This is a genomic window from Roseomonas sp. SRI_022 (genome assembly GCF_057586215.1).
In genome coordinates, this window is the sequence record NZ_JBYCZL010000001.1 from 297,584 (window position 1) to 322,565 (window position 24,982).

Sequence of the window (24,982 nt, forward strand, 5' to 3'; positions counted from 1 at the left end):
CGATGATGACGATCCACAGGCGCCGGATGCTGGTCGGCCTCGGCGTGCTGGCCGCGGCACCCGCGGTGGCGCAGACGGGCCCGCTGCTCGAGGTGTGGCGCGATCCGAATTGCGGCTGCTGCGGCGGCTGGACCGCGCATATGCGTGCCGCCGGCTTCACGGTGCGGGAAACCGTCCTGCCGGCGCTCGGCCCGGTGCGCCAGATGCTCGGCACGCCGGCGGACCTCCTGTCCTGCCACGCGGCCAGGGTGGCGGGCCTGGTGCTGGAAGGGCATGTGCCGGCCGCGGCAGTGCGCCGCGCGCTGGGCGAGCGCCCTGCCGGCATCCGCGGCCTCGCCGTGCCGGGCATGCCGACCGGCTCGCCCGGCATGGAGGTCCCGGGCCAACCGGACGAGGTTTATGACGTCGTCACCTTCGACGCGGCCGGCCGGCACGTCACCTATATGCGCTTCCGGGGTGGCGCGCCGGCCTGAGCCCGTCGCCCGGACTTGCGAGCGAGGCTGGCGCCAGGGGGGGCGGTTCGGCTCCAATGTGGAGGCGACGCCGCACCGCCAGCGGTGCGAAGCCGAGCCTCGCCGGCGTGCCGTCGCGGGCGTGGATCACGAACGCGCCGCATGGCACCACGCGGCGCCCGCCGATGGCGGCATCGAGTCACGGCGAGCTTCGCTGGATCCCGCTCCTGTTCACATCGCGCCCGGCGATTCCCGCGCCAGCCAGTCGCGATACCAGCCGACGGTTTCCTTGAGCGCCGCATCCAGCGTGTAGGCCGGTGACCAGCCGAGCATGGCGCGCGCCTTGGCGGCCGACAGATGCTGTTCCGGGATCTCGTTCGTCGCCTGGCCAAGGATGACGGGTTCCAGATCCTCGCGTCCCACCGCGGCGAGGATGTGCCGCACCAGGGCGACGACCGAGAGCGGCTGCTCGGTCGAGAAGTTGAAGGCCTGCCCGTGCAGCGCGGGATCCGCGTCCATCCGTTCGGCGACGGCGAGGTAGGCGAGCACCACGTCCTGCACGTAGATGTAGTCGCGGATCATCGAGCCGTCCGAGCGCAGGATCGGCCTTTCGCCGCGGATCGCCCAGCGCGCCACGCCGGGCACGATGCGGTTGAAGTTGAGGTCGCGGCCCCCGAAGAAATTGCCGGCGCGCGTGATGCACAGCGGCAGGCCGTAGGTGTGGTGGTAGGTCTGCGCGATGATGTCGGTGCAGGATTTCGATGCGTCGTAGGGGTGCCGGCCGTTGAGCGGCATGGTCTCGTCATAGGGCAGGCTGGGCGCGGTGCCGTAGGCCTTGTCCGAGGAGGCGACGACGATGCGCTTCACCTGGCCGCGCAACTCGCGGCAGGCCTCGAGCACGTTCCAACTGCCGCGGATGTTCGCCTCGAAGGTCGAGCGCGGGTTGCGGTTGGCGGTGCCGACGATGGGCTGGGCACCGAGATGGAGCACGGTGTCCGCCTCGTACTCGTTGATGGCGCGGAGCACCGTCTCGTAATCCTCCAGCGCGCCGGTGACGATGAAGCGCGGCTCGGTGGCCGGCTCGTCGCGGCGTGTCAGGTGCCAGCCGGCATCGCGGACGTAGCCGATGGTGATGGCGCCGCGCCGGTTCAGCTCCTGCACCATCCAACTGCCGAGGAAGCCCGAGGCCCCGGTGACGAAAACGCGCTTGTCCGCCCAGAAATCGGCAGGTCCGGTCATGGTGATGCTGTTCCCGTCGGTGGTCGGTCAGGCGACGTTGCGGAGCCAGGGCAGGCTGCCCTCGGCGAACATCGCCTCGATCTCCAGCTGGTCCTTGTGAGTGTCCATGGTCTTGAAGAAGCCGTCATGCTTGAAGACGGCGAGGTGGCGGCCGGGCACCAGCGCCGGGAAGACCTCGCGTTCCAGGTTCTCGCCCTTCCAATGGGTGAAGATGCGCTTGTCCATGACGAAGAAGCCGGCGTTGATCCAGTGCTCGCGCAGCACGGGCTTCTCGCGGAAATCGGTGATGACCCCTTCGGGATCCGCCTCGATCGTGCCGTATTGGGAGCGCAGCGGAACGGAGGTGATGGTGGCAAGCCGACCTGCGCGACGGTGGAAGGCGAGCAGGTCGGCAAAGACCACGTCGGACAGTCCATCGCCGTAGGTCGCCATGAAGGTGTCGCCGAGCAGGTGCCGGCAGCCCCAGATGCGGCCGCCGGTGTCGGTGTTGGCGCCGGTATCCACGATGTCGATCTTCCAGCCGAAGTCACGGCCGTCGAAGTAGTCGAGGATCACTTCCTTGCGGTGTCCCACTGAGATGACGAATTCGGTGATGCCCTGGCGTGCATAGAGATTCATCACGCGCAGCAGGATCGGCTTGCCGCCGACCGGCATCATCGGCTTCGGCAGGTACTCGGTGAACGGGTAGGCACGGGTGCCGGAGCCGCCCGCCAGGATCACCACCTTCATCGCAGAATCCTCCACTCAGCTTCCGACACGTATTCCCCTGCGCCGGGGCACGTTCCAGCAGGCACCGGGCCTCGGGCGCGCGGCAGCACAGGATGCCACCGCGCGGCGTCGCGATGCGCCGAAGAAGTGCGGACCGTCCCTGGATAGCATGCGCGCCGGTCAGCCCGGCGTGTCGGCAGCGGCGCGCCTGGCCGGCGCCGGTTCATCCGAGCCGACCTCCACGAGGTCGCCGGGCACGAGCGGCGTCTCGGCGCTCGCCTGCAGCCGTCGCGGCGGGGAGGAGCGGACCCTGAGTATGACGTAGGAGGAGGCTCCAGGAGGTCCGAGTGGGGCGCTTTCCGCGGGCAGCGCCTCGCGAAGCACCGTCAGGCCGGCCCGGGCCTCTTCGGTCGTCACGCGCAGCCGCGCGATGGTGTCGTCCGCGTCCTTGAGGCCGGTCGCGATCTCGAGCTGGCGCTGGGTGCCGGCATTGACCCGCGTCTGCTCGATGCGTGCGATCTCCTGGCGGGCACGCGCGATGAAGGCCATGATCTGACGCCGCTCGCCCTCCACCTGGACGACGGAGCGTGCGAGCTGGACGACGCGCGCATCGCGTGCGGTCAGGCCCTGGCGCATCAGCCCCGCGACGTACTCCCTCTCCTGGTTCAGCAGGTCGGCTTCCCGGTCCTTCGACTCATTCTGCTCCCGCAGTGCCTGGATCTCGTCGTTGAAGGCTGCGGCCTGGGTCGTCAGCATGGCCATGAGGCTGGTGAAGGCAGTGCCGCGCCGGCGCAGGATCTCGCGCTCGGATTCAAGCGTCTGCCGCAGCCGGTCCGGCGACAGCAGGCGCGCGGCTTCGGCCGGCGCCTGGAGATCCTCGGCGCCACTGGCCTCGGCCTGCCAACGGGCCCGCGCGACCAGCATGGCACCGAGGCTGTCCTGGCCCTGGCGGAGCTGTTCCCGCAGGCGGGTGATCTCGATACGGCCGCCGATCTCGTCCGCCTCGACGCGACGCATGCCGCCAGCCACCGCGACCGCATGGCCAACCGTCATGCCAAGCTGGAACGGATATTGCCCCGGGCGGCGGACCGTGCCCGCGACCAGGATCGGCTGGAGCTCGGAGAATTCGACGGAGACGCGCGGGTCGAGAAGAGAGGCATCCTCCCGAAGGCGCTGCACGACGGCCTCGCGGACCTCCTCCACGGTGCGGCCGGCAACGGGAATGTTGCCGATGAAGGGCAGCGCGGCCGTGCCGCCGGGCAATACGCGGAACTCCCCGGACAGGTCGGGTCGCCGATGCACCGTGACGGAGATCCGGTCCCCGGGCCCGACGAGGAAGGGTTCGTCGGCCGCAACCGGCGCGGCTGCCGCGACACAGGCAAGGGCCAGCCCGAGGAACGCTCCCTTCAGCCGGTGGCGCCTGCGATGCGTCATCGATTGGTGGATCCGTCCTTGACCACCTGGCTCTCGGCGTCGGGATCGATCTTGCCCGAGGGCAGCGCCGGCACGCCGTGCCGCTGCACGCCGCGGCGCCGGACCGGGCGCACCCCGTAGCTCCTGACGAGGTCGAGCACCTGTTCGGCCGTCAGCCTCGCGCTTGGCGTGAAGCCCGCAAACACGGTCAAGGCCAGGATCTTGAAGTCGAGCATCGGCGAGTAGTTGTGCAGGACCCGCTCGCAGTAGGCGATCTCGATCGCCAGGCGATCGGCGTCGCTGATGAAGTCGCGGCCTATCAGTTGCACCGGGCCGGTAAGGCCGCCAAGCGTCAGGAAGCGGTCCTCGACGCAGCTGAATTCATCCCGCAGCGCCGCGACGACGTTGTCCGGCAGCGGCCGGTTGCCGACGACGCTCATGCGGCCCTGCAGCACGTGCACGAGCTGCGGCATCTCGGTGAGCATGAGGCGCTCGATGAAGCGCCCGATCGGCGTGTAGAGGGGCGAGCTGATGGACAGGTTCAGGAACCGGGTCTTCTCGACGGGGACCGTGTCGCGGTTGGCGATCCGGTCGGCGTCCCGCCGCATGGTCCGGAACTTGTAGATCGGCTGGGCGGGGCCCCGGTCGAGGCGCCTGCGCGAGACGTAGAGGATGGGCCGCCCTTCCAGCAGCGCGATCGCGGTCGCGAGGACCACCAGGAGCGGTAGCAGCAGGATGAACATGGCGGAGCCCACCACGACATCGAAACCGCGCTTCGCTCGAGGGATCGTCGGTCCCACGTAATGCCCCTTCTGCGTGCGTTGGGATGGGTTGCGCATGGCTCCGCCTGTTCGGTGACCACAATAGGTGCCGCGGTGACCCTAAGCCGCCGATTTTGCGCCGTCTGTGAAATGGATTACAGCCCCGACGATCGGGCGCGGCCTAGCATTAGATTACAAATCGGACATGTTGCGCGACGCGCCCCCTTCGGCCGTCACCAAGCGACGCAATGGTAGAAGTGACGGCGCTAATACTCTCCCCAAGGTAGTATCAAGGCCAGGATTTCGCATCGTCACCAGGACCGGGTCGACGCATGTTCATGCCGTAGCATGAGTGCCTTGCAGTGGTCGCATTTCGGTTATCTGCAATCGTTGATTGAATCGACCCGTCCACAACTCTACAAAGACCTACCTTCGTGGCTGACGATAAGCCTAAGGGTTGCAGAGTCCTCATCAGCTCAATCGGTGGGCGCCCGGTCTGGTGGCGTGCGATCGGCGGATGGGATCGCTTCTACCATTGGGATGGATTTATTCATCTCAATATATGCACAGTTGTGTTTGAAATGGATGTACTCGCGGGCTCGCGACGAACTCCGCAGGGCCCCCGAACAAGGAGGCAAGGACAGCCAGGATGAGCCTGACCGCCTACGCGTTGACACCATGGTCGTTCATCGAGACCGCCGGCTTCGGCGGCCATCTCGCCGCTGCGGATCCGACCATTCTGTTCGACGGCACGATCTACAGGATGTTCTACACCGACGGCCCGATCGACGGCTCGGTGGTGCGTCCGGTGATCGCGGGCGCGGTCTCGGCGGACGGGGTGACCTGGACCCAGCTCGGCGGCAATGGCTCGAACGGGATCGTCCTGTCGGGCGACGGGGGCGATGCGGCGAACGTCGAAGGCGCCTGCATCTTCAAGGCCGGCGACCTCTACATCCTGCTGTACTCATCCTATGCCGACACGGGTTTTCCCGTCAGCCAGTTCCCCGCGCGGCTCTTCGCCGCGGTCTCGACCGACGGCATCCATTTCGAACCGGCCTCGACGCAGGCCGTCATGACGCCGACCGCGGGCTGGTTCGACAATGACGCGATCTACAGCCCGACGGTGATCACGCTCGGCGGCAACTACTTCATGCTCTACGCCGGGCATTGCTACACGGACACGTCGGGAACGGGCGGTACGGCGGGCGTGTCGCTGCTCGCCGCGACCTCGCCCGACGGCATCAACTGGACGAAGACCGCCGCGCCCGTGCTGCGGGCAGATCCGTCGATCGCCTGGATGTCCGACGGCGTCGCCGAGCCGTCGCTGATCACCGGGCCAGACGGCAAGTACTACCTGTTCTTCACCGGCCTGGACGGCAGCGACCGTTCCATCGGGCTCGCCGTCGCGACGGATCCGCTCGGGTCGTGGGAGATCGTCCCGCAGCCGATCGTTACCGCCGCCGACACCGGACTGCCGGCGGGCAGCACCGTGATCGCGCCGCATGCCGAGCTGGTGAACGGCGTGCTGCGCCTCTGGTACACGGCGGTGACGCCGGACGGAGCGCACAAGATCGCCTATGCCGAGAGCGACTGGGGCGGGGGCGCCACGGCGATGGACGGCCCGCCGCATTGGCTCGGCACCGAGCTCAATGACACCATCTATGGCGGTGCGGCCGGAGACCTCGTCACCGCGGGGGATGGCGCGGACCTGATCGTCACCGATGGTGGCAACGACACCATCGATGCGGGTGCCGGCGATGACGAGGTCTGGGCCGGCGACGGCAATGACAGCGTCCTCGGGCGTGCAGGGAACGACGCGCTCTATGGCGGCGTCGGCGCAAACACCATGGATGGCGGCGACGGCGCGGACCTGCTTGCCGGCGACCTCGGCGCCGATCGCCTGTTGGGCGGCATCGGCGACGACACGATCGACGGCGGCGACGGTGCTGACACCATCGATGGCGGCGACGGCGACGACCGGGTCTGGTCGGGCGAGGGCAATGACAGCATCCTCGGCGGCGCGGGCGACGATGTCCTGGTCGGCGGCAATGGCGCGGACACGATCGATGGCGGCAGCGGGGCGGACATCGTCGCGGGCGATGCCGATGCCGACCTGCTGCGCGGCGGCACCGGCAATGACACGATCTACGCCGGCGACGACGCCGATGTGATCGACGCCGGCGATGACGATGACGTGGTCTGGGCGAGCGGCGGCAATGACAGCGTCGCCGGTGGCCTCGGCAGGGACGTGCTGTATGGCGGCGAGGGCGCCAACACGATGGACGGCGGCGCCGATGCCGACACCCTGATCGGTGGCGCGGAGGCGGACAGGCTGCTCGGCAATACCGGCGACGATCAGCTCGATGGCGGCGACGGCGCAGACATGCTGCTCGGCGGGGCCGGGCTGGACCTGCTTGATGGCGGCAGCGGCAACGACACGCTGGATGGCGGGGACGGCGCGGACACGCTGCATTCGGGCATCTATGATGACGGGCTGTCGGCCAACTCGCTGGTCGGCGGGCTGGGCAACGACCTCCTCCTCGCCTTCGCGGGACGCGACACGCTGGATGGGGGTGCGGGCAACGACGTGCTCGACGGCGGCGGGGATGACGATCTCCTGCTCGGCGGCGACGGGACGGATGGGCTCTATGGCGGGGAGGGGGATGACAGCCTGGTGGGCGGCGCCCTGGCCGACACCATGGACGGCGGCACGGGGACGGATACGGCGGACTATTCCCGGTCGGGCGCCGTCACCGCGTCGCTCGGCGGTTCTGTCGCCGGCACCGGGGACGCGGCCGGCGACATCTTCATTTCCGTCGAGAGGATCATCGGATCGGCGACCGGATCCGATCGGCTGATCGGCGATGGCCTGACGAACTGGCTGGAGGGGCTCGGAGGCAACGACACGCTCGATGGCGGCGCCGCGGCCGATGTGCTCACCGGCGGTGCGGGCAATGATCTCTATATCGCCGACAGCGCGCTGGACATGGTGGTCGAGCTCGCCGGCGGCGGGACCGATACGGTGCTGACCACCGCGTCCTTCCAACTCGCCGCCAATGTCGAGAACCTTGCCGTGCAGGCGGGTGTCGCCGCGGGCCTGTGGCTCATCGGCAATGGGCTGAGCAATGGACTGACCGGCGGTGCCGGCGGGGACACGCTGGAAGGCGGGCTTGGTGCCGACACGATGGCGGGCGGGGCCGGCAACGACGTCTACCTCGTCGAGCGCGCCGCCGACGTGGTGACGGAGGCCGTGGGGGCCGGGACGGACATCGTGGTCACCACCGTCTCGCTGACCCTCGCCGCGAATGTCGAGAATCTCAGCGTCCTGACCGGCGTGTCGGCCGGCCTCGCGCTGACCGGCAATGGGCTCGGGAACATTCTCACCGGCGGCGCCGGTCATGACACGCTCAATGGCGGCGCGGGGGGCGACACGCTGTCGGGCGGCGCGGGCGATGATCTCTACATCGTGGACAGCACGGCCGACATCGTCTTCGAGGGAGCGGCCTCCGGCACCGACACGGTGCGGACCTCCGTGAACTTCACCCTGGGCGCCAATATCGAGAACCTTTCGGTGACGGCGGGCGTGTCCGCCGACCTGGCGCTCACCGGCAACACGCTGAACAACGTCATCATCGGCGGCGGCGGCCGCGACATGATCGTCGGTGGCGGCGGCAACGACACCTTCGTGGGCGGGCTCAATGCCGACACGCTCCAGGGCGGCGCCGGCAACGATCACCTGACCGGCGGAGCGGGCCATGACCGGCTCATCGGCAATGCCGGCAGCGACAGCTTCATCTTCAATGCCGCGCTCGGCGCGGCGAGCAATCTCGACCACATCGTGGATTTCTCGGCGGTGGACGACACGATCCATCTCGAGAACGCGATCTTCACCGGCCTCGGCACAGCGACGGGCGTGCTCTCGGCTGCGGCCTTCCGCAGCGGCGCCGGCGTGACGGGCGCGGCCGACGCCGATGACCGCATCCTCTACAATACGAGCACCGGCGAGCTGGCCTACGATGCCGACGGAATTGGCGGCGTGGCGGCGGTCAAGTTCGCCGTGCTGGACAACAAGGCTCTGCTGACCGCAGCCGATTTCCTGATCATCTGATCGGGGGAGGTCTGGCTCCCTCAGGCCGAGCACCGGAAGGCGGCGTGCCAGAGCCACGGCGTCTCCCCGTACTGGCCGATGGGGAACTTCGCCACCAACTCGACCGAGGAGAAGCCAGCCTCCCGCACCATCTTCTCAAGCCCGCCGAGGCTCATTCGCCACCAGACGCAATCGGCCAGGCCGCCCTGGAATTCCATCAGCTCCCCGGGCAAATGCGGGTCGAAGGTCTCCACCACCAGGGCTGTCCCGCACGTGACATTGCAGATGTTCTGCAGCGCCTTCATCGGGTTCATCAGGTGCAGGAGCAGGTCACTGACAAAGACGAAGTCGAACGTCCCGAGCCGATCGGGATCGAGGTCATAGACGCTCAGCTCCTCTCGCCGCACATCGAGGCCGAGGATCTCATGGCACAACCGGAACCCGTCACCGAGCGGGCGCTGGAGATCGTCCCGGCTCATCCGGCAGCGGACCGGAGCGGGAAGATCCAGGCTCCCCACGCGGTCGACGTCGATGGCGACGACCTCCGTCGCGCCCCGACGTGCGAATTCGAAAGCCCAGAACCCATCGAAAGTGGCGACGTCGAGCACGCGCTTGCCGTCGAGGCGGTCGGGCAACGCGTAGTGCCTCAGGTAAGGCCGATGGTCGAAGCCCCCCGGTGTCGCCACGCCGTGGCCGAGTTCGATCGTGTGATACCAGAGCGGGACGGAGCGGATGCGGTCCTGGATCTCGCGACCTTCCGGCGTGCCGGCGGGGACCAGCGCGGGAACGTCCTCGGCCGATTGCACCATGACCTCTCGGTCATCGTGGATGCGCCGTCGTCCAAACGCGGCCCGGACCGACTGGGTGACCGAGTCCGGTACGCGCACGAGCACATCCACACCAAGAAGGCTCAGCCTTCGGTATCCCATGAATGTCCTCTTACCAATGATCCGGCGGCTTCTTTGGAAGCCTTCGTTGGTTCAGGATCTTGCTTGCACGACGTGGTTGCAGTCCACAGTTTCATGCAACTTCGCAACGACGTGATCCGGGATCAGCGGCCGGAGCGCAGGGCGCGAAGCGGATTGGAAACGCCAGCGAGCTTGAGACGCAGCGCAGCCGTGCCATCGGCCGGCCCGATGCCGTGACGCGGCCAGGCGTGGCGCGCGCTCGCATGGCGAGGAAAGACATTGCCGGGTGCGGTGGTGGTCGCGGTGCGAAAGCCAAGCTCTGCGGCCAGACGCATCTCGCGTGCGCCTGTCGTCGCCTGCGTGCCGTAGGGATAGGCGAGGTGACGCACCGTCCGTCCGGTCTCGCGCTCCAGGCGATCGCGGCTCCCCTGCATCTCGGCCGTCACCTGCGACGGCCCGAGCGTGGCCAGCGGAGGATGCGAGAGGGTGTGGGCGCCGATCTCGACGAAGGGTGAGGCGGCGACGGTGCGCACCATGTCCCAGGTCATCATGTGGCGTGCCGCGAGCGCGGCCGGGTCGGTGCCGTAGCGCGTGGCGAGCGCATCGTTCAATCGCCGCGCCGCCTCCGGCGCCGCGCGCAGCATGAATTCCGTCGTCTGCGCGAAGGCGCGTTCCTTGGCATCGCCGTCCGCGCAGGGAATGTCGGTTTCGTCCGGCAGCGGCAGGCGCAGCCGCGCTTCGCGGGCGATCGCCTGGTCGAGCGCATACCACCAGAGCGGCGCGCTGCCATCGATCAGCCCCGGTGCGATGTAGATCGTGGCCGGCACGCGGCGTGCCTCGAGGATCGGCAGCAGCGTGTCGTGATTGTCGCGGTAGCCGTCGTCGAAGGTCAGGCAGGCAAAGGGACCGGGCCGCGGTGCGGCGAGCCGTTCGAGCGCTTCGTCGAGATGAATGACCTCGATCCCCTGCTCCGCCAGCGTGTCGAGCACGGCGTGCAGGTTTTCGGGTGGGATGCTGTTGCGGTGATTGGCCTCGAACATCAGCTCCGGGTCGCGGGGGCGCACCCGGTGGAACACCAGCACGCAACCTGCCCCCCCGAAGATGGGGCGCGCCAGCGCCGGCACGCCGAGGCGGACGAGAAGGTCCTTCAGCACGCGCATCCCCCGCGTGCCCGCGTCACGGTCCGCAAGGCGCTTCCGCCAGGATGATGTCGGAGGCGAGGCCGGCGGTGCGGTTGCCGAAATACCAGAGCCGGATGCGCCCGCTTTCGACGACCGCCGTGGGGCCGCCCAGGGTCCAGGCATCGGCTTCGCCGGCGCGCGGTGCGAGGATCGGGTTCGCCGGATTGCGTTCCCAGGTAATCCCGTCGCTGCTGTAGGCATGGCCGATGGCGCCGCGCTGCATCTCCGCGCCGTCGCGATAGTCGGACGGGCGGCTGCCGAAATAGAACATGTGGTAGCCGCCGCCAGGGTCGGCGACGACGTTGACATGGCTGGTCCACATCTCGTCCCAGCTGCCGCGCGGGCCGAGCGCGATGACCGGCGCGGCGCGGCGTGTCCACGTGACGCCGTCCGCAGAGGTGGCGTGGCCGATGCGGTAGGTGCGGAAGGAATCAAAGGGTTCGCCCAGCCCGACATACCACATGCGGTAGAGCCGGGCCGTCGCGTCATACAGCACGCTCGGCTCCAGCACCCCGCCGCGAGTGCAGCTCCGCGGATCGCCGGGATTGGTGCAGATCGGACGCTCCCAGTCATTCGCCGCTTCGAGCACCGGCGCGGCCTGGCGCGTCCAGCTGATCCCGTCCGGTGAGGTGGCGAGGCCGATCGCGAAGGTGACGCTGCCCTGCGGTACGCGGTTGCCGGTGTAGTACATGCGGTAGACGCCGTCGGGCCCGACCAGGACGCTCGCGGTTTCGAGCCCCGGCGCGTCCCAGGCATCGGCGGGTGCCGTCACCACCAGGTCCATGATGGGGTCGGGGCTGGTCGGACGGCGCCAGACCGTCCAGACGCGGCCATCGGCGCTCTCGGCCCGCGCGATGCCGGTGCGCTGCCGGCTGTCGGCATTGGTGAACCACATCTCGTAGCGCGCCCCGCGGCGCAGCACGGACGGGTCCGCGGCGATGCCGAGCGGGCTCAAGGCGGCGCCGGCTGCGGTGCGGGCAGGCGGCGTCGTGCGCGTCCAGGGACCGGGGAAGCGGCATTGCGGCGCGGCCTCCGCGCCCGGCGCCGGACCGAACGCAAGGAATGCCGCCACGAATGCCGGAAGAAGGCGATGCTGGCCGCTCATGCGCGTCCTCCGTTCCTGGCCGTGATCATCCTACCATGTGGTGCCGCGGCAAGGGGTCTACAGCAGAACAGGCGCCTCATCGGCCGCCGCTGCGTGAGTCCGGCGACCGGCCCGTCGTCCGCGCGAAATATCGCAGCGCGCTCCGCACATGCCAGCGCCAGGCACGGCTGAAGGGTCGCTTCGCGCTGGCGCGCTGATGCTCATGCGCGAAGCTCAGCGCGGGGAACATCCAGGTCGCGAGCCCGTGGCGCCGCAGCCGCCATGCCAGATCGACATCCTCGTAGTAGAGGCGATAGCCCTCATCCATGCCGCCGACGCGCGCGAAATCGGCGCGTCGCATCAGCAGGAAAGCGCCGAAGATCCAGTCGACGGCGAAGGGCGCTTCCTGGCGCGCGCCGACCATCATGCGGCGTTCATACCAGGCGGGGCGCCAGGGCCAGTGATCGGCGCCGAGGCCGCGCGCGAGCGGGAAGGCGGGCGAGGGAAAGCGCCGGAAATTCTGCTGCGGCGAGCCGTCCTCGTCGAGCAGCGTGCAGCCCAGCAGGCCGATATCGGGACGTGCCTCGAGGAAGGCGAGCGCATCGGCGATCTGCCCCGCATGGTGCTCGGTGTCTGGGTTGAGGAAGAGCAGGTGGCGGCCGGTCGTCTCCGCCGCGCCGCGATTGACGTTCGCCGCGAAGCCGACCTGTGCGGCATTGCCCAGGACACGCGCGGGCGATCCCGCCAGCGCCGCCGCGGCACCGTCCGACTGGAGGTTGTCGATGACGAGGATCTCGGCGCGGAGCCCTTCCAGCGCAGGGGCAAGCGAGGCGACGCAGGGCGGCAGAAGCGCTTCGTGGCCGTGGCTGACGATGACGACGGAAAGGTCGGGTGCCGCGGTCATGTCAGTGGGCCGGCCAGGGCTTCCTCGAACAGCGCGCGCGCCTCGGCAGCGTATACATCGCGCGCGTAGCGCTGCTCGACACGGGCGCGCCCGGCATCGCCGAGTTGCCGGCGCCGTTCGGGATCGGCGAGCAGCCCCGTGATCCGCGTGGCGAGCGCCTCGGCGTCGCGGGGTGGGCTGAGCAGGCCGCTGACGCCGTCCTCGACGATCTCCGTCGGACCGCCGGAGCGCGCGGCGATGACTGGGCAACGCATCGCCATCGCCTCCATGATCACCATGCCGAAGGGCTCGGGCTCGATCGCGGTGTGGCAGAAGACGTCGAAGGCGGCCATCAGCGCCGCGATGTCGCCGAGACGGTAGCGCCAGCCGAGGAAGTGCACGCGATCGCCGAGGCCCAACGCAGCGGCGCGCGCGACCATGCGGTCGCGATGCGCCTCCATGCCGGCGGGCGCGTCGCCGGAGACGAGGAAGACGGCCTCGGGGAAGGTCCGGGAAACGCGGGCAGCGGCTTCGAGGAAGACGTCCAGCCCCTTCCACGGGTCAAGCCGCGCGACGAAGCCCACCACCGGCGTGTCGCGCGCGATGCCGAGCTCGGTGCGGATGCAGCGCGTCACCGCCTCGCGTGACCAGAAGCGCAGGTCGATCCCCTCGCCGATGTGGCGGATGCGTCGGTCTCCTGCCCTGCTGTCGAACATCGCCTGCGAGACCGCATGCGACATGCAGACCGTCATGCGCGACAGGCGCAGCACCAGCCGCCCAAGGGCGGAGCGCAGCACGGGAAGGGCGGAGGGAATCTCGCGGACATGCCACACATGCGGGCAGCGCGCCGCGTGGGCGGCGAAGCCGCCATAGAGGCAATAGAGCGAGTTGGTGTGGACGAGGTCGGCGCGCTCCGCGCGGATCAGCGCCGCGAGGTCGCGCACCGTTGGCCACAACCGCGCCAGGTAGCGTGCCTGATAGGGGACCGAGGGCAGGGTGCGGAGCTGGATCATCGGCAGCAGGTGCACCCGCGCGCCGGCCGCCCGCAGCAGCGGCGTGATGGGTCCCTCGGCCGGCAGGACGGTGGCGATGTCGTAGCGGTCGGGGCCCAGGGCCTCGATCAGCCGCACCAGTGCGATGTCGGACCCGCCGACCTCGTTGTTCGGATGGACGAAGAGGATGCGCTTCCGCTCAGCGGCCACGCGCGGCCTCCTCCTCGGCCAGCGTGGTGCAGAAGCCTTCGAGCTGGCGCAGCATCGCGGCGGGGGAGAAGCGTTCGATCAGCGTTTGGTGGCCGGCCGCGCCGAGGTTCGCGCGCAACTCGGCCGACTGGGCGAGGCGTTCGACCGCGGCCTCAAGCGACGAGGCGGAACCGACCTCGACCAACAGGCCGTTCTCGCCGTCCCGGATCGCGAGGGGGAGGTCGCCCGCGCGGGAGGCGACGACCGGGCAGGACACGCTCATCGCCTCCATCACCGTCAGCGGCAGGCTGTCCTTGAGCGAGGGCACGCACATCATGTCCATGGCGCAGAGCCAGGGGCGGATATCGGGGACCAGCCCGGCGAAATGGATGTGCTGCGTGATGCCGAGCCGCGCGGCCAGGGCGCGGTACTCCTCCTCGGCCGGGCCGACGCCCACGAGTAGCCCGGTGATGTCGTGGCCACGGGCGCGCAGCCCGGCCAGCGCCTCGATGAGCAGGGCCTGTCCTTTGCCGGGATGCAGCCGGCCGAGTGCGCCGGCGATCAGCCCGCCGGAGGGGGCGACACGACGGCGGATCTCCGCCGCCTCGGCCAGGTAGGTCGTGCGATCGGCGGCCGGGATGCCGTTGGTGACGATGTCCACGCGCTTCGCGCCGGCACGCGTCACCTCCTCGGCCATGGCGCTGGACCCGACCAGCACCAGATCGGCCGCCGGGATCAGCTTGCGGTCGATCTCCTCGTAGTATTTGTGGATGCCCGAATGCGTCTCCCGCAGCCAGCCATGGACATGGGCGATCCAGGGCACGCGCCGGACGCGCCGGATCATCCAGGCCAGCAGGTTCGAACGCATGTCGTTGGTGTGCAGGATCGCGCCCGGCCGTTCCGCCAGCAGCGCCGCGACGCGACGCGCGGTGAGGGGGGAGCGGAGAAGGCCCCCCCAGTCCACGCGCGTGGTCGGCAGGCGGGTCGTCAGGTCCTCGAGGACCGGCGGCAGCGTCTCCTGCGGCCGTGCCAGCAGGGCGAAGAGCGGCGGGAAGCCTTCCCGGTCGAGATTGGCGGCGATCATTTGCAGCACCGTCTCCGGCCCGCCGGCGCTGTCGTAGGCGCCCTTGACCATCACCAGGGGCACGGGGCTGCGGGATCGAAGCTGCATGGCGTCGGGTCTCACGTGGGGAGGCGCCGGAAGGTCTTCGCCAGGGCGACGGCGAACAGGGCGGTGCCGCCGAGGATCGTCGTCGCCGCGAGGAGAAGATGGATGGACGCGATCGGCGGCAGCGCCTCGAGCGCCGAGGCGTAGACGACTGTCGCCACCAGCGGCATCAGCAGGAGGAGGGCGAGGTTGCGGCGCAGGACCGGTGCGGCGAATGCGGCGAGCAGGCTGTCATCCGCGCGTGCCGCGCGGCCGCGGCGCAGCGCGAGGCCGAGCAGCGCGAGCAGCGGCAGCAGCACGAGCGGCGCGATCGGCACCGTCGGCACGGTGAAGACGCCGAAGAAGGCAAGCACGGCGACGACGGCGAGAATGAGGCCCAGGCGGGAGGGCGCGTAGTCCTCCGGCCGCCCGGCCGCGATGCCCCTGTGCGCCAACGCCAGGAATGCCGTGGTGACGAAGGCATGGGCGAGGAACTCGAAGGGCTCCGCTGCGACGGGCGGCGTTTCCGCGCGCCAGCCCAGGGCCCAGACACCCCAGAACAAGCCGAGGCAGACCGAGAGCACGAGGATGGGCCCCACGCCCGGATCCCGCAGGGCGCGGCCGAGCGCGTACCAGCCGACGACGACCGCGAGCGGGCCATGCCAAGCGAGCGCGGTCCAGGCGATCGTGACGGGAAAGGGCATGCTCGGGTCGCCGAAGACCGTCATGGCGAAGACACCCTCGCCGACCCAGCCGTAGAAGGCGCCGGCAAGCACCAGGCTCCAGATGTCGCGGACGCGGAACCAGCGGATCACCGCCAGCGTCAGGTAGCCGAGCAGGCTGTAGAGGAACCACTGGGCGACGCGGCCGGGTGGGTCCTCGTCCGGCCGCCACATCGACCAGAAGACCGTCTCGGAGAAGAAGCAGAGGACGTAGCCCGTGCCGAGCACGAGCGCGGCGCTGCGCGCGACGCGACCAAGGCGCGTCATGCCGTCGCACCCCGCTGCCGCGCCGCCTCCGCCGCCAAGGGGGCGATCGCCACGCGGCGCAGCGCCGCGGCATAGCCGGCGAGCATCCAGACGATCTTGGCGAGCGCCAGGTGACCGAAGGCGGCGCAGACCAGGAAGCCCAGCGCCGAGCCGACCAGGCAATCCGCCAGCAGGCGCCGCGGCGGGTCGCCGAAGCGGCCGACCAGCCTGAGGTCGTGCAGCATGAAGACGATGAGCGCGCCGAAGGTGAGGATGCCGAGCGCGCCGAACTCGACCCACACCTGGAGCAGCGTGTTGTGCGGCATGATCCATTCGTAGCGCTCGAGGCCCGCGGCCACCCTCTCCTCGAGCTGGCGTTCCCAGGCGGCGATCTCCTCCGGCAGGTCGGGGCGCGTCAGCAGCCAGTTGTGGAAGTTCGGGCCGAACTGGTTGTAGCCCCAGCCGGTGAGCGGCCGTTCGCGCACCATCGCGGCGGCGCCCATGAGGAGGTAGGCCCTGAAGTTCGTGCTGCCCTTCTGCGCGTACTCGATCGAGTAGATACGCTCCAGCCCTGCCGGATTCCAGGCGAGGAAGCCGGCGGCGCCGAGGAAGCCCGCGACCAGCAGCGGCTTGAGCGGCAGGCGGCGCCGGATGAGGAGATAGATGACGGTGACGCCGAGCGCGATGATGGCCGAGCGGGTGAAGGAGATGACGATGCCGATGCTCTGCAGCGTCGCAACGGCGAGGATCAGCAGGCGCGCCGCTGTCCCTGCGTAGCGGTGGAACAGGTAGAGGTTGACGGGCACGACCGCGACCAGCGTGTAGGAGAACCAGTTCGACTCCGAGACGCCGCCGCTGACGCGCTTGATCTCGACACCGTCGATGGAGTCGCGGTCGACGACGGCGCCGATGTTGCTGCCGTCCTGGCTCGGATCATCGGATTCAAGGGCGAGGCCCGGCAGGAGGAACTCCATCAGGCCGATGATGGAGGAGAGCGTCATGCAGGCCGTCAGGGCGATGACCGAGAGGTCCAGCGCACGCTCGGATTCGCCGGCGATGTTGGCGATCATGAAGGTCAGCAGCGCGAGCTGGATGTAGCGGACCACGCCCTCCCTGGCCTCGCCCGGGTCCGGGGCGATCAGGCTGGAGGCCCAGACCGCGCAGAGGAAGGCCATCAGCGCCAGGAGCTGCGGCGACCAGGTGATGGGGATGCGCAGGACGACGCTGCGCGCAAGCCAGACCGCGAGGGTGAGCGCGCCGGCGGCCTTGCCGAGGCTGATCGGCAGGCCGGTGATGTGCTCGCTGCCAAGGATCTGCAGGGCGGTGCCGCTGAGCACCATCAGGCCGAGGCCGATGACCGGCATCACGTAGATGGCCGCGGCCATCGCCACCGCGAGGATGCCGCCCACGGCGATCAGCGGCCCGACGGCGCCTGCGGCGGCGAACATGCCGCAGCCGACGGCGAGCGGGATCAGCGGCCGGTTCTGGCCCATGGCTCCTCCCCCGCCCGCAGCGGTGCCGGCCGATGCGGCACCGCCATCCGCTGCGCCATCGCCAGCAATGCGAGCGCGACGCCAATGCGCATGGCGCAGACCGCCTGGGCCATGCCGATCGGCCCGAACAGCGGCAGCAGGGCCAGGCCGCCGAGCGTGATGGTGAGCGACTGGCCAATCGTGACCATCGCGATGCGCGCGGGCGCGTGGACGGCAACGAGCGTCATCGGCAGCGGCGTCACCGCCAGCCAGAACAGCGTGCCCGCCAGCAGCCAGAGGAAGACAGGCACGCCCGGTGCGTAGCCCGCGCCGAGGACAAGCGGGATCACCGTGGGGGCGAGAAGCAGCGCCAGGACGAAGGCGAGCGCCGCGCCGGGCAGCGCGATGCGCAGGAACAGCCTGAGGCTGGCGACGTAGGTGTTGTCCGACCGCATGCGCGCGATCCGCGGCTGGATCACCGATTGCAGGCAGCCCGCCACGAGGTCGGGGATCAGCGCGAGGGTCAGCATCGCGCCGTAGCGGCCGGCCGCATCCACCCCGCTGAAGGAATAGACCAGCAGGATATCGAGCCGCTCATTAACCGCGGCCAGCACCATTGCCGGCATCATCCATTTGAGGAAATCGAGGAGGTCCCGCAGGTCGGAGCGGTCGATGCCCGTCGAGGCCAACAGCGGCCGCGGCAGGAGCAGGGTCGCACCGGCCAGGGCGGCGAGGAAGCCGACGCCGCCATAGGCGGCGAGGACGCCCTGCACCGTCATCGCGCCGGTCGCCCACAGCACCAGGACGGCCACGAAGCGCGAGACCTGCAGGAAGCCTTCCAGCAGCACCAGGGCGAGGAAGCGTTCCTGCGCCTGCAGCACCACCATCACCGAGCGGAACAGCATGTCGGCCAGGATCGCGGCCACCACGTAGCCCATCAGCGACGCCACCCCGGCGGCGGCTGCCACGCCCTGACCGAGCGCCGCGGCGAGGGCCAGCATCGTCGCGACCACCAGGAGGGTCGCCGCCAGCCGCAGCAGGAAGCCCGCCCGGAGCAGCCGGTAGGCCGCCGCGGGATCGCTCCGCAACAACGAGGGGGCGCGACGCATGACGGCGAGGTCGCCGGGATCCACGATGCAGCCGGAGGCGATCTTCACGCAGGCGATGGCCACGGCGAAGAGGCCGGCCTGCGCGAGCCCCGCCGCATCCGACCCGAGCCCGCGATAGACCAGCAGCACCGCGACGAACCACAGGACGACGAAGCCGATCCGGCCGCCGATCACGAGGATCGCGTCGCGGGCGGCGCGCCGGCTCATCCGGCTTCCTGACGCAGGGCCTCGCGTGCCACTGCGCGCCGACCGCGCAGCCCCGCCAAGGCGCGGATGGCCGGCTGCGGCAGCAGTCCGAAGCCGATGCGCGCCCAACTCGCCGGGCGCAGCAGCACCGCCGGCACCTCCCGCACGATCTCGGCGAGGCTGGCGAAGTAGCGGCCATAGCCGCCGGCGCGCGTAAGGTGCAGCACCTCCAGGGCGGTGCGCGCGCAATGCATCTCGGCCTCCCGACGATGGCCGGCGGCGCCGATCGCGGCAGTCTCCGGCCAGGCGAAGGCTTCGCGCGCCGCGGTGAGCTGACGCCGGAACATCACATTGGCGGTGCTCATCTGCATCGACATCGCATTGGTATGCACGCGGTACTCGACCAGCACGCGGTCGAGATGGCCGATGCTGCCGGCGAGGCACATGCGGCAGAACAGCCAGAGGTCGATCACTTCGAGCCAGCGCTCGTCGAACGGGCCGGTGGCGCGGATCGCCGCGCTGCGCATCACCATGGTCGTGAAGCAGAAGCCGTTGCGGAAGGCGCCGAGCATCGCCTCGTTGCCGGGCGTCATGCGCGCCCAGGACGGATCGCTGCCGCCGAACCGCCGTCCCTCGATATCGATCCAGGCGGCACGGCCATGGACCATGGGACAGCCGGGCTCGGCATCGAGGAAGGCAACCGCCTCCGCCAGGAAATCCGGGCACAGGATGTCGTCGGTGCCCATGAAGATGACGTAGTCGCCGCGCGCCAGCCGGCAGCCGGCATGGATGTTGCCGGCGAAGCCGATGTTGCGCTCGTTGACGTGGCAGACGATGCGCGGGTCGTCGTAGCGCGCGACCACTGCCAGGCTGTCGTCGGTCGAGGCGTTGTCCAGCACCAGCAGCTCGAAATCGCCGAACCGCTGGGCGAGCACGCTCTCGATGGCGCTCGGCAGCCACTGCGCCGTGTTGTAGTTCGGGATGGCGACAGTGATGCGCGGGGCAGCGGTCATGGGTGGCCCGCCCGCAGGCGCCCCGCGCGCGACGGGGCGCCGCGCCGCCGCCGAGGGCAGCGCGTCATGGGATCTCCCGGCGCCCGGCCGGGCTTTCCCGAGGGTCCTGTCCATCCGGGCCGTTGTCCAGTGAGGCCGTGGCGGCGCGGTATTCGCGGAACAGGATCAGGCCGAGCGCGAGCATCAGCCCGCCGATCAGGCCGAGCAGCGCCGTCCGCCGCACCGAGGGAGAGGACGGGATGATCTCCGCCGTGGGCGGCATGACCACGCGCAGGCCGGAGAGGCGCACCTCCGCCATGGTCTCGGCGACGCGGGCGTTCTCATAGCCGGTCTGATAGAGGTCGATCGCCCGGGTGAGCCGCGCGACGGTCTGTTCGAGCTGCGTGATCTCGAGCGCGACCGTTTCCATGTCCCGTATCTGCTCGCGCAGGCCGGTGATCTCGATGTCGAGCTGCCGCGCCCGGCCCCGCTGCCCCTCGAGGAGGATCCGCTTGGCATGGAGATCGCGCTCGAGCGACTGGCGGAGCTGGTTGATGCCCGTGGTGATCTGGTCGACGCGGAAGGGCTCCTCGGATTCGATCAGGGCCACGAGCGCGTCGGTCTGGCGGCGGATGTCGTTGATCTCCGGGCTGGTCTCGCCGTAGCGGGCCTCCTGCGCGGCGCGATCGAGCCGAAGTTGCACGAGGCGGGCCCGCAGCGCGTCCGTCTCGGCGTTGCGCGAGCGGACGCGCCCGAGTTCGATGTCCCCGGGCAGACCGGCCTGCGCCGCCTCGGCCTGCTGGATCTCGGCCTCGGTCGCCGCGATGGCGGCGTGCTCCTGCCGGAGCTGCTGCTGGAGTTCCGCTTCGGAGCGGATCAGCACGGGACGCTGCTCGGCGATCGACCAGACCGGGTTGCCCCGGCCCATGCGGAGCGCGAGGAGTTGTTCTTCGGCGGTGCGCAGTTCGGCGCGGCGCTCGGCCAGGGCGCCGCGAAGGAATTCCGCGACGCCCGGCGCGCGGTAGGCCCGGACATGGCCCGACATGGCCAGCTCGATGAACCTGCCGAGGATGAATTCGCCCGCGCGTGGGTCCGGGAAGCCCAGGGTGATGTCGATGATGTCCGTGCGGCGCACCGGCTCGACGCGCAGCGAGGCGCCGATCGCCAGCGTGAGGCGTTCGAGTTCGGTGGTGCGCGGGCGCAGGCCAACCGCGACCATGCTCTCCCGCACCGCGTCCTGCGCGTTGCGAATCACCTGCTTCACGGCGTGCTTGACGCGCTGGAAGAAGGTGGCGGGCGGGTCGTCGGCAAAGAAATCCGCGCCCAGGCTGTCGACGACCTCGCGGATGAGCCGCGGATTGCTGAAGATCTCCACGCCGGTCATGGAATCTTCGGGCCGCAGCATCGCCGGGGCGGCCTGCGTGCCCTGCAGGGTGGCGAGCAGGGGCGAGCCCACCATCTCAGGGCCCAGATTGACCATGATCTTGGCGCTGACGACGTAGCGCGGGCCGCCGAAGACGACCGCCGCGGCCAGCAGCGCCACCGCGCCGGCCAGGCCGCAACCGAGCATCAGCAGCCAGTAGCGACGGGCCAGCGCCAGGACGCCGAACAGGTCGGACGGCAGCCACGTCGTCTTAGGGGGTATCCCGATGGGCGTCGCGCCACCGCCTTCCATCCGTTCCCCTCGTCACGTTGCAGACGCGTACAAAAGGCACTGGGCCGCGCTGGCCGTCAATTGACCAGGATCACTCCGTGGCGTCGACCGCGCCGCGAACCCGGCTGGCCGACCATGGGCATCCGGCGGGAAAGGGCGCGGGAACCACCATCACCTTTCTTGCCGGATGGTGTGGCGGCGCACAACAAGGCTTTGCGGAATTGTGGAAGCATTCGGACCAGGGCCTTGGCCGTCCCGGCCTCGGCGTGTCACGGAAGCGGGAGAGTCCCGACACACCGCACGCCGGACCATGGTCGGGTCGGGGTCAGGACCGTTGCGCTTCCGGCGTCATCCGCCTAATCGCGCGAGGGGTAGCCGGAAGGGCTGCGGAGGGCAGGCGTGCGAGCAATGCAGACTGTGGCGACGGAGCAGACAGGCGACGAGGGTCTCGCGCTGCGCGGCGCCGACATCATCCTCCTCGGCCCCGCCGAATGGGGTGTGGTCCAAAGCGTCACGGCCTACACGGCGCGAGGCCTGGCGCGGGAGAACCGCGTCCTCTACGTGGAGCCCTTCGGGTCCTGGATCACGCTGCGCCGTACCGCGCGCTGGCAGCAGCGCAAGGAAGTGGAGCGGCCGGCGACCGAACAGGTGGCAGAGAACCTCTGGACCTACCGCCCGCCTCCGGTTGGCGTTCCCGGCCTGACGCGCTGGCGCATGGCGTCGAAGCTGAACGGCATCATCCTTGCGCGACTGCTGCGCGGGGCGACGAAGCGGCTGGGCTTCCGCGATCCGATCCTGTGGTCGCCGCTTTATGAAACGGGGGCGCTGCTGCGGCATTTCCCGGCGCGGCTGCGCATCTTCGAATCCTTCGATTTCTACGCCGCGATGGCGCGGGACGCGGAGCACCGCGCCCTGGTCCTGGCGCTGGAGGAGGAGAGCTGCCGCGCGGCGGACATCGTCATCACCGTGACCGAGGAACTGGCCGCGCCGTTGCGCGCCTTCAACGCCAACACCCATGTCGTGAATTGCGCCGCAGCGCTGGAGTTCTTCGGCCGCGCGACGGCGCCAGAGACCGTCGTGCCGGAGGCGATTGCGCGGCTGCCCGGGCCGGTCATCGGTTATCTCGGCGGCGTCGATCCCTGGAAGATCGATGTCGGATTGCTAAAGCAGGTCGCGCGGAGCCATCCGGAGTGGAGCATCGCCCTGGTCGGCTATGTCTGGTACGGCTTCGACCCTGCGGTCTTCGCGGATTGCCCGAACATCCACCTGCTCGGCCCGCAGCCCTACGAGGATTTCCCCGCCTTCCTCAAGGGCATGGACGTCTGCGTCATGCCCTTTCCGCTGAACGAGATCACGCTCCGTGGCGATGCGCTGAAGGCCTATGAATACCTGGCGGGCGGGCGGCCGGTGGTGAGCACGCCGGTGCCCGCCGCCCGCCGCCTCGCGGAGGTGATCCGCATCGCCGAGACCCCGGAGGCATTCGCCACGGCGATCGAGGCCGCGCTGGCCGAGCCGCCGGAGGCGGTCTCGACGCGGCTGGCGGCGGTGCAGCCGCACTCCTGGGAGGCGCGCACCCGACAGAAGGCCGAGATCATCCGCGCTGCGCTGGACGCCCGGGCGGTCCCTGGTCGCCAGCGGCGGTAGCGCGAAGGATCGACCTTGGCGCCGGATGAATGGGCGCCGCTGCGTTCAGCCGGCGTCGCCGTTCTCGGCCTCGTCCCGCAGGAACTGGGCCCGATTGGCCTCGAAGGCCTCGGAGGCGCGCGCGTAGTCGGTCGGGTTTCCCATATCGAGCCAGAAGCACTCCGACCGGTAGCCCATGACCGATTCACCCGCCGCGAGGAGGCGGAGCACGAGCGAGGGCACATCGAGCGGCAAGCCCGGCTCGACATGCCGCAATGCGCGCGGCGAGCAGATGTAGATGCCCATGCTCGCCGCGAAGCTGTGCACCGGCTTCTCCGTGTAGCTGATGATCCGGTCGCCGCCATCGAGGCCGAGGACGCCGAGTTCGATCTGCATCCGCCGCTCGACCACCGCGACGGTCAGCGCCGCGTCGCGTTCGCGGTGGAATCGCATCATCGCGGCGTAGTCGAGCGTGGTCAGCAGGTCGCCGTTCATGAAGAGGAAGCTGTCGTCGAGCCCCCCGATCATGGCGAGTGGGCCCGCCGTGCCGAGCGGCGCCTGTTCCTGGTGATAGGAGATGCGCATCCGCTGCGAGATCGGATTCTGGTCGAAATAGGCGCGGATCAACGAACTGAGATAGCCGACGGCCAGCACCGCCTCGCCGAAGCCGTGGAAGCGGAGCTGCCGCAGCACGGTCTCGAGGATGGGGACGCCGCCGACGGGGACCAGCGGCTTGGGCAGCACGGTCGTATAGGGCGCGAGCCGCGTGCCGCGCCCACCGGCAAGGATCACGGCCTTCATGCCCGGCGCCGGGTCAGACATGGTAGTCATCCACCTTGAAAAAGCCGGGGTTGGCGCGGATCCAGTCGATCGTGCGCGAGAGGCCTTCCTCGAGACTGATGCGCGGTTCCCAGCCGAGCACGCGCTTGGCGCGCGAACCATCGGCGATCAGGCGGAATACCTCGCTCTTCTCGGGGCGCAGGCGCTTCTCGTCGGTGATGATCTCGGGCTTGCGGCCAAGGATCTCGAAGATCTTCTCGGCGAGCGCGCCGATCGAGATCTCCCGGCCCGTGCCGATGTTGATCACCTCGCCGATCGCCTGCGGCACCTCGCAGATGCGGATCACGCCCTCGGCGGTGTCGCCGACATAGCAGAGGTCGCGCGTCGGCGAGACGGCGCCGAGCTTCACGGCACCACCCTTGAGCGCCTGGGTGATGATGGTCGGGATCACCGCCCGCGAGGATTGCCGCGGTCCGAAGGTGTTGAAGGGACGCGCGATCGAGACCGGCACGCCGAAGGAGCGGAAGTAGGACAGCGCGATCTGGTCGCTGCCGATCTTGCTCGCGGCGTAAGGGGATTGCGCCTGCAGCGGGTGCTCCTCATCGATCGGCGCGTAGCGCGCCGTGCCGTAGACCTCGCTGGTGGAGAAGCAGACGATGCGCCCGATGCCCACCTTGCGGCAGGCTTCGAGCAGGTAGGCGGTGCCCATGGTGTTGGTGCGCACCACCTCGATCGGGTGGATGTACGAATAAGGGATGCCGACCAGGGCGGCGAGGTGCATGACGACCTCCTGCCCCTCGATCAGCGCCGCTGCGGTGGCGGGATCGGCCAGGTCGCCGGAGACGATGGTCAGCGCCCCGCGCACTGCCTCGGGCAGGAATTGCAGGGCGCCGTCGTCCCCGCTCGCCTTGTACCGGATGAAGCAGGTCACCTTGGCGCCGCGCGCGACCAGGGCCTCCACCACGTTGCTGCCGATGAAGCCACCGGCGCCCGTCACCAGGACCCGCTTGTTCGTCCAATCCATCGATGCCCTGCTCCCAGTCGCTACGCGTCCGGCCCGTTGCGGCCCAGAACCGTTCGGCAGGCTAACACGCGCCCCTCGGCGCTCGTAAATGGAGCGGGATCACAGTTCGTGCTGCCGCCGGCGGAGTGGT

The 24,982-nt window shown here is 69.7% G+C and carries 20 protein-coding genes; 3 read left to right on the top strand and 17 right to left on the bottom strand.

The genetic code is table 11. From position 1 onward, the window contains the following. The first annotated feature begins 5 nt into the window (after positions 1-5). Positions 6-473, top strand: a complete 468-nt coding sequence (locus AC2YHJ_RS01420) for a DUF411 domain-containing protein (protein WP_487393515.1) — start codon at positions 6-8, stop codon at positions 471-473. A 210-nt stretch (positions 474-683) separates the two neighbouring features. On the opposite strand, the gene AC2YHJ_RS01425 is transcribed toward AC2YHJ_RS01420, so the two are convergent. The 4 genes from AC2YHJ_RS01425 to AC2YHJ_RS01440 all read right to left on the bottom strand — a co-directional run bounded on the left by AC2YHJ_RS01425 (position 684) and on the right by AC2YHJ_RS01440 (position 4,651). Further along, positions 684-1,691: a GDP-mannose 4,6-dehydratase gene (locus tag AC2YHJ_RS01425; RefSeq protein WP_487393516.1), complete on the bottom strand. Its 1,008-nt coding sequence runs from the start codon at positions 1,689-1,691 to the stop codon at positions 684-686. A 27-nt stretch (positions 1,692-1,718) separates the two neighbouring features. Next, on the bottom strand, positions 1,719-2,420 hold the full coding sequence (locus tag AC2YHJ_RS01430; RefSeq protein ID WP_487393517.1) for a sugar phosphate nucleotidyltransferase: 702 nt from the start codon (positions 2,418-2,420) through the stop codon (positions 1,719-1,721). Positions 2,421-2,579: 159 nt separating this feature from the next. Beyond that, complete coding sequence (locus tag AC2YHJ_RS01435) at positions 2,580-3,833, bottom strand: polysaccharide biosynthesis/export family protein (protein WP_487393518.1); 1,254 nt, start codon at positions 3,831-3,833, stop codon at positions 2,580-2,582. Beyond that, positions 3,830-4,651, bottom strand: coding sequence for a sugar transferase (locus AC2YHJ_RS01440; protein ID WP_487393519.1), 822 nt, complete (start codon positions 4,649-4,651; stop codon positions 3,830-3,832). The genes AC2YHJ_RS01435 and AC2YHJ_RS01440 overlap by 4 nt, the downstream gene beginning before the upstream one ends. Positions 4,652-5,222: 571 nt before the next feature. On the opposite strand from AC2YHJ_RS01440, the gene AC2YHJ_RS01445 reads away from it, so the two are divergent. Beyond that, positions 5,223-8,681 (top strand): family 43 glycosylhydrolase, encoded by a 3,459-nt coding sequence (locus AC2YHJ_RS01445; protein WP_487393520.1) that lies wholly within the window; start codon positions 5,223-5,225, stop codon positions 8,679-8,681. A gap of 20 nt (positions 8,682-8,701) precedes the next feature. On the opposite strand, the gene AC2YHJ_RS01450 is transcribed toward AC2YHJ_RS01445, so the two are convergent. From AC2YHJ_RS01450 to AC2YHJ_RS01500, 11 genes are all read right to left on the bottom strand, one after another. After that, complete coding sequence (locus AC2YHJ_RS01450) at positions 8,702-9,559, bottom strand: class I SAM-dependent methyltransferase (RefSeq protein WP_487393521.1); 858 nt, start codon at positions 9,557-9,559, stop codon at positions 8,702-8,704. 152 nt (positions 9,560-9,711) lie between these two features. Then, complete coding sequence (locus AC2YHJ_RS01455) at positions 9,712-10,722, bottom strand: polysaccharide deacetylase family protein (RefSeq protein WP_487393522.1); 1,011 nt, start codon at positions 10,720-10,722, stop codon at positions 9,712-9,714. Between the two features lie 22 nt (positions 10,723-10,744). Beyond that, positions 10,745-11,854: a glycoside hydrolase family protein gene (locus AC2YHJ_RS01460; protein WP_487393523.1), complete on the bottom strand. Its 1,110-nt coding sequence runs from the start codon at positions 11,852-11,854 to the stop codon at positions 10,745-10,747. 76 nt (positions 11,855-11,930) lie between these two features. Then, positions 11,931-12,737, bottom strand: coding sequence for a glycosyltransferase (locus AC2YHJ_RS01465; RefSeq protein ID WP_487393524.1), 807 nt, complete (start codon positions 12,735-12,737; stop codon positions 11,931-11,933). Then, positions 12,734-13,918, bottom strand: coding sequence for a glycosyltransferase family 4 protein (locus tag AC2YHJ_RS01470; RefSeq protein WP_487393525.1), 1,185 nt, complete (start codon positions 13,916-13,918; stop codon positions 12,734-12,736). Before AC2YHJ_RS01470 ends, AC2YHJ_RS01465 begins: the two co-directional genes overlap by 4 nt. Next, on the bottom strand, positions 13,908-15,068 hold the full coding sequence (locus AC2YHJ_RS01475) for a glycosyltransferase (RefSeq protein WP_487393526.1): 1,161 nt from the start codon (positions 15,066-15,068) through the stop codon (positions 13,908-13,910). Before AC2YHJ_RS01475 ends, AC2YHJ_RS01470 begins: the two co-directional genes overlap by 11 nt. An 11-nt stretch (positions 15,069-15,079) precedes the next feature. Next, positions 15,080-16,033, bottom strand: a complete 954-nt coding sequence (locus AC2YHJ_RS01480; protein ID WP_487393527.1) for a hypothetical protein — start codon at positions 16,031-16,033, stop codon at positions 15,080-15,082. Beyond that, complete coding sequence (locus AC2YHJ_RS01485) at positions 16,030-17,505, bottom strand: O-antigen ligase family protein (RefSeq protein WP_487393528.1); 1,476 nt, start codon at positions 17,503-17,505, stop codon at positions 16,030-16,032. The genes AC2YHJ_RS01480 and AC2YHJ_RS01485 overlap by 4 nt, the downstream gene beginning before the upstream one ends. Continuing rightward, positions 17,484-18,800 carry a lipopolysaccharide biosynthesis protein gene (locus tag AC2YHJ_RS01490; RefSeq protein ID WP_487393529.1) on the bottom strand — a complete coding sequence of 439 codons (1,317 nt, stop codon included), beginning with the start codon at positions 18,798-18,800 and terminating at the stop codon, positions 17,484-17,486. The genes AC2YHJ_RS01485 and AC2YHJ_RS01490 overlap by 22 nt, the downstream gene beginning before the upstream one ends. After that, the gene (locus AC2YHJ_RS01495) at positions 18,797-19,792 is read right to left on the bottom strand and encodes a glycosyltransferase family 2 protein (RefSeq protein WP_487393530.1); all 996 of its coding nucleotides are present in this window, start codon (positions 19,790-19,792) and stop codon (positions 18,797-18,799) included. Before AC2YHJ_RS01495 ends, AC2YHJ_RS01490 begins: the two co-directional genes overlap by 4 nt. A 64-nt stretch (positions 19,793-19,856) precedes the next feature. Next, on the bottom strand, positions 19,857-21,314 hold the full coding sequence (locus AC2YHJ_RS01500; RefSeq protein WP_487393531.1) for a GumC domain-containing protein: 1,458 nt from the start codon (positions 21,312-21,314) through the stop codon (positions 19,857-19,859). Between the two features lie 519 nt (positions 21,315-21,833). Here AC2YHJ_RS01500 and AC2YHJ_RS01505 point away from each other — a divergent pair. Continuing rightward, positions 21,834-23,069 carry a glycosyltransferase gene (locus AC2YHJ_RS01505; protein WP_487393532.1) on the top strand — a complete coding sequence of 412 codons (1,236 nt, stop codon included), beginning with the start codon at positions 21,834-21,836 and terminating at the stop codon, positions 23,067-23,069. A 45-nt stretch (positions 23,070-23,114) separates the two neighbouring features. On the opposite strand, the gene AC2YHJ_RS01510 is transcribed toward AC2YHJ_RS01505, so the two are convergent. Then, positions 23,115-23,870: a nucleotidyltransferase family protein gene (locus AC2YHJ_RS01510; RefSeq protein WP_487393533.1), complete on the bottom strand. Its 756-nt coding sequence runs from the start codon at positions 23,868-23,870 to the stop codon at positions 23,115-23,117. Beyond that, positions 23,863-24,852, bottom strand: coding sequence for a GDP-mannose 4,6-dehydratase (locus tag AC2YHJ_RS01515; protein ID WP_487393534.1), 990 nt, complete (start codon positions 24,850-24,852; stop codon positions 23,863-23,865). Before AC2YHJ_RS01515 ends, AC2YHJ_RS01510 begins: the two co-directional genes overlap by 8 nt. Positions 24,853-24,982: the final 130 nt, after the last annotated feature.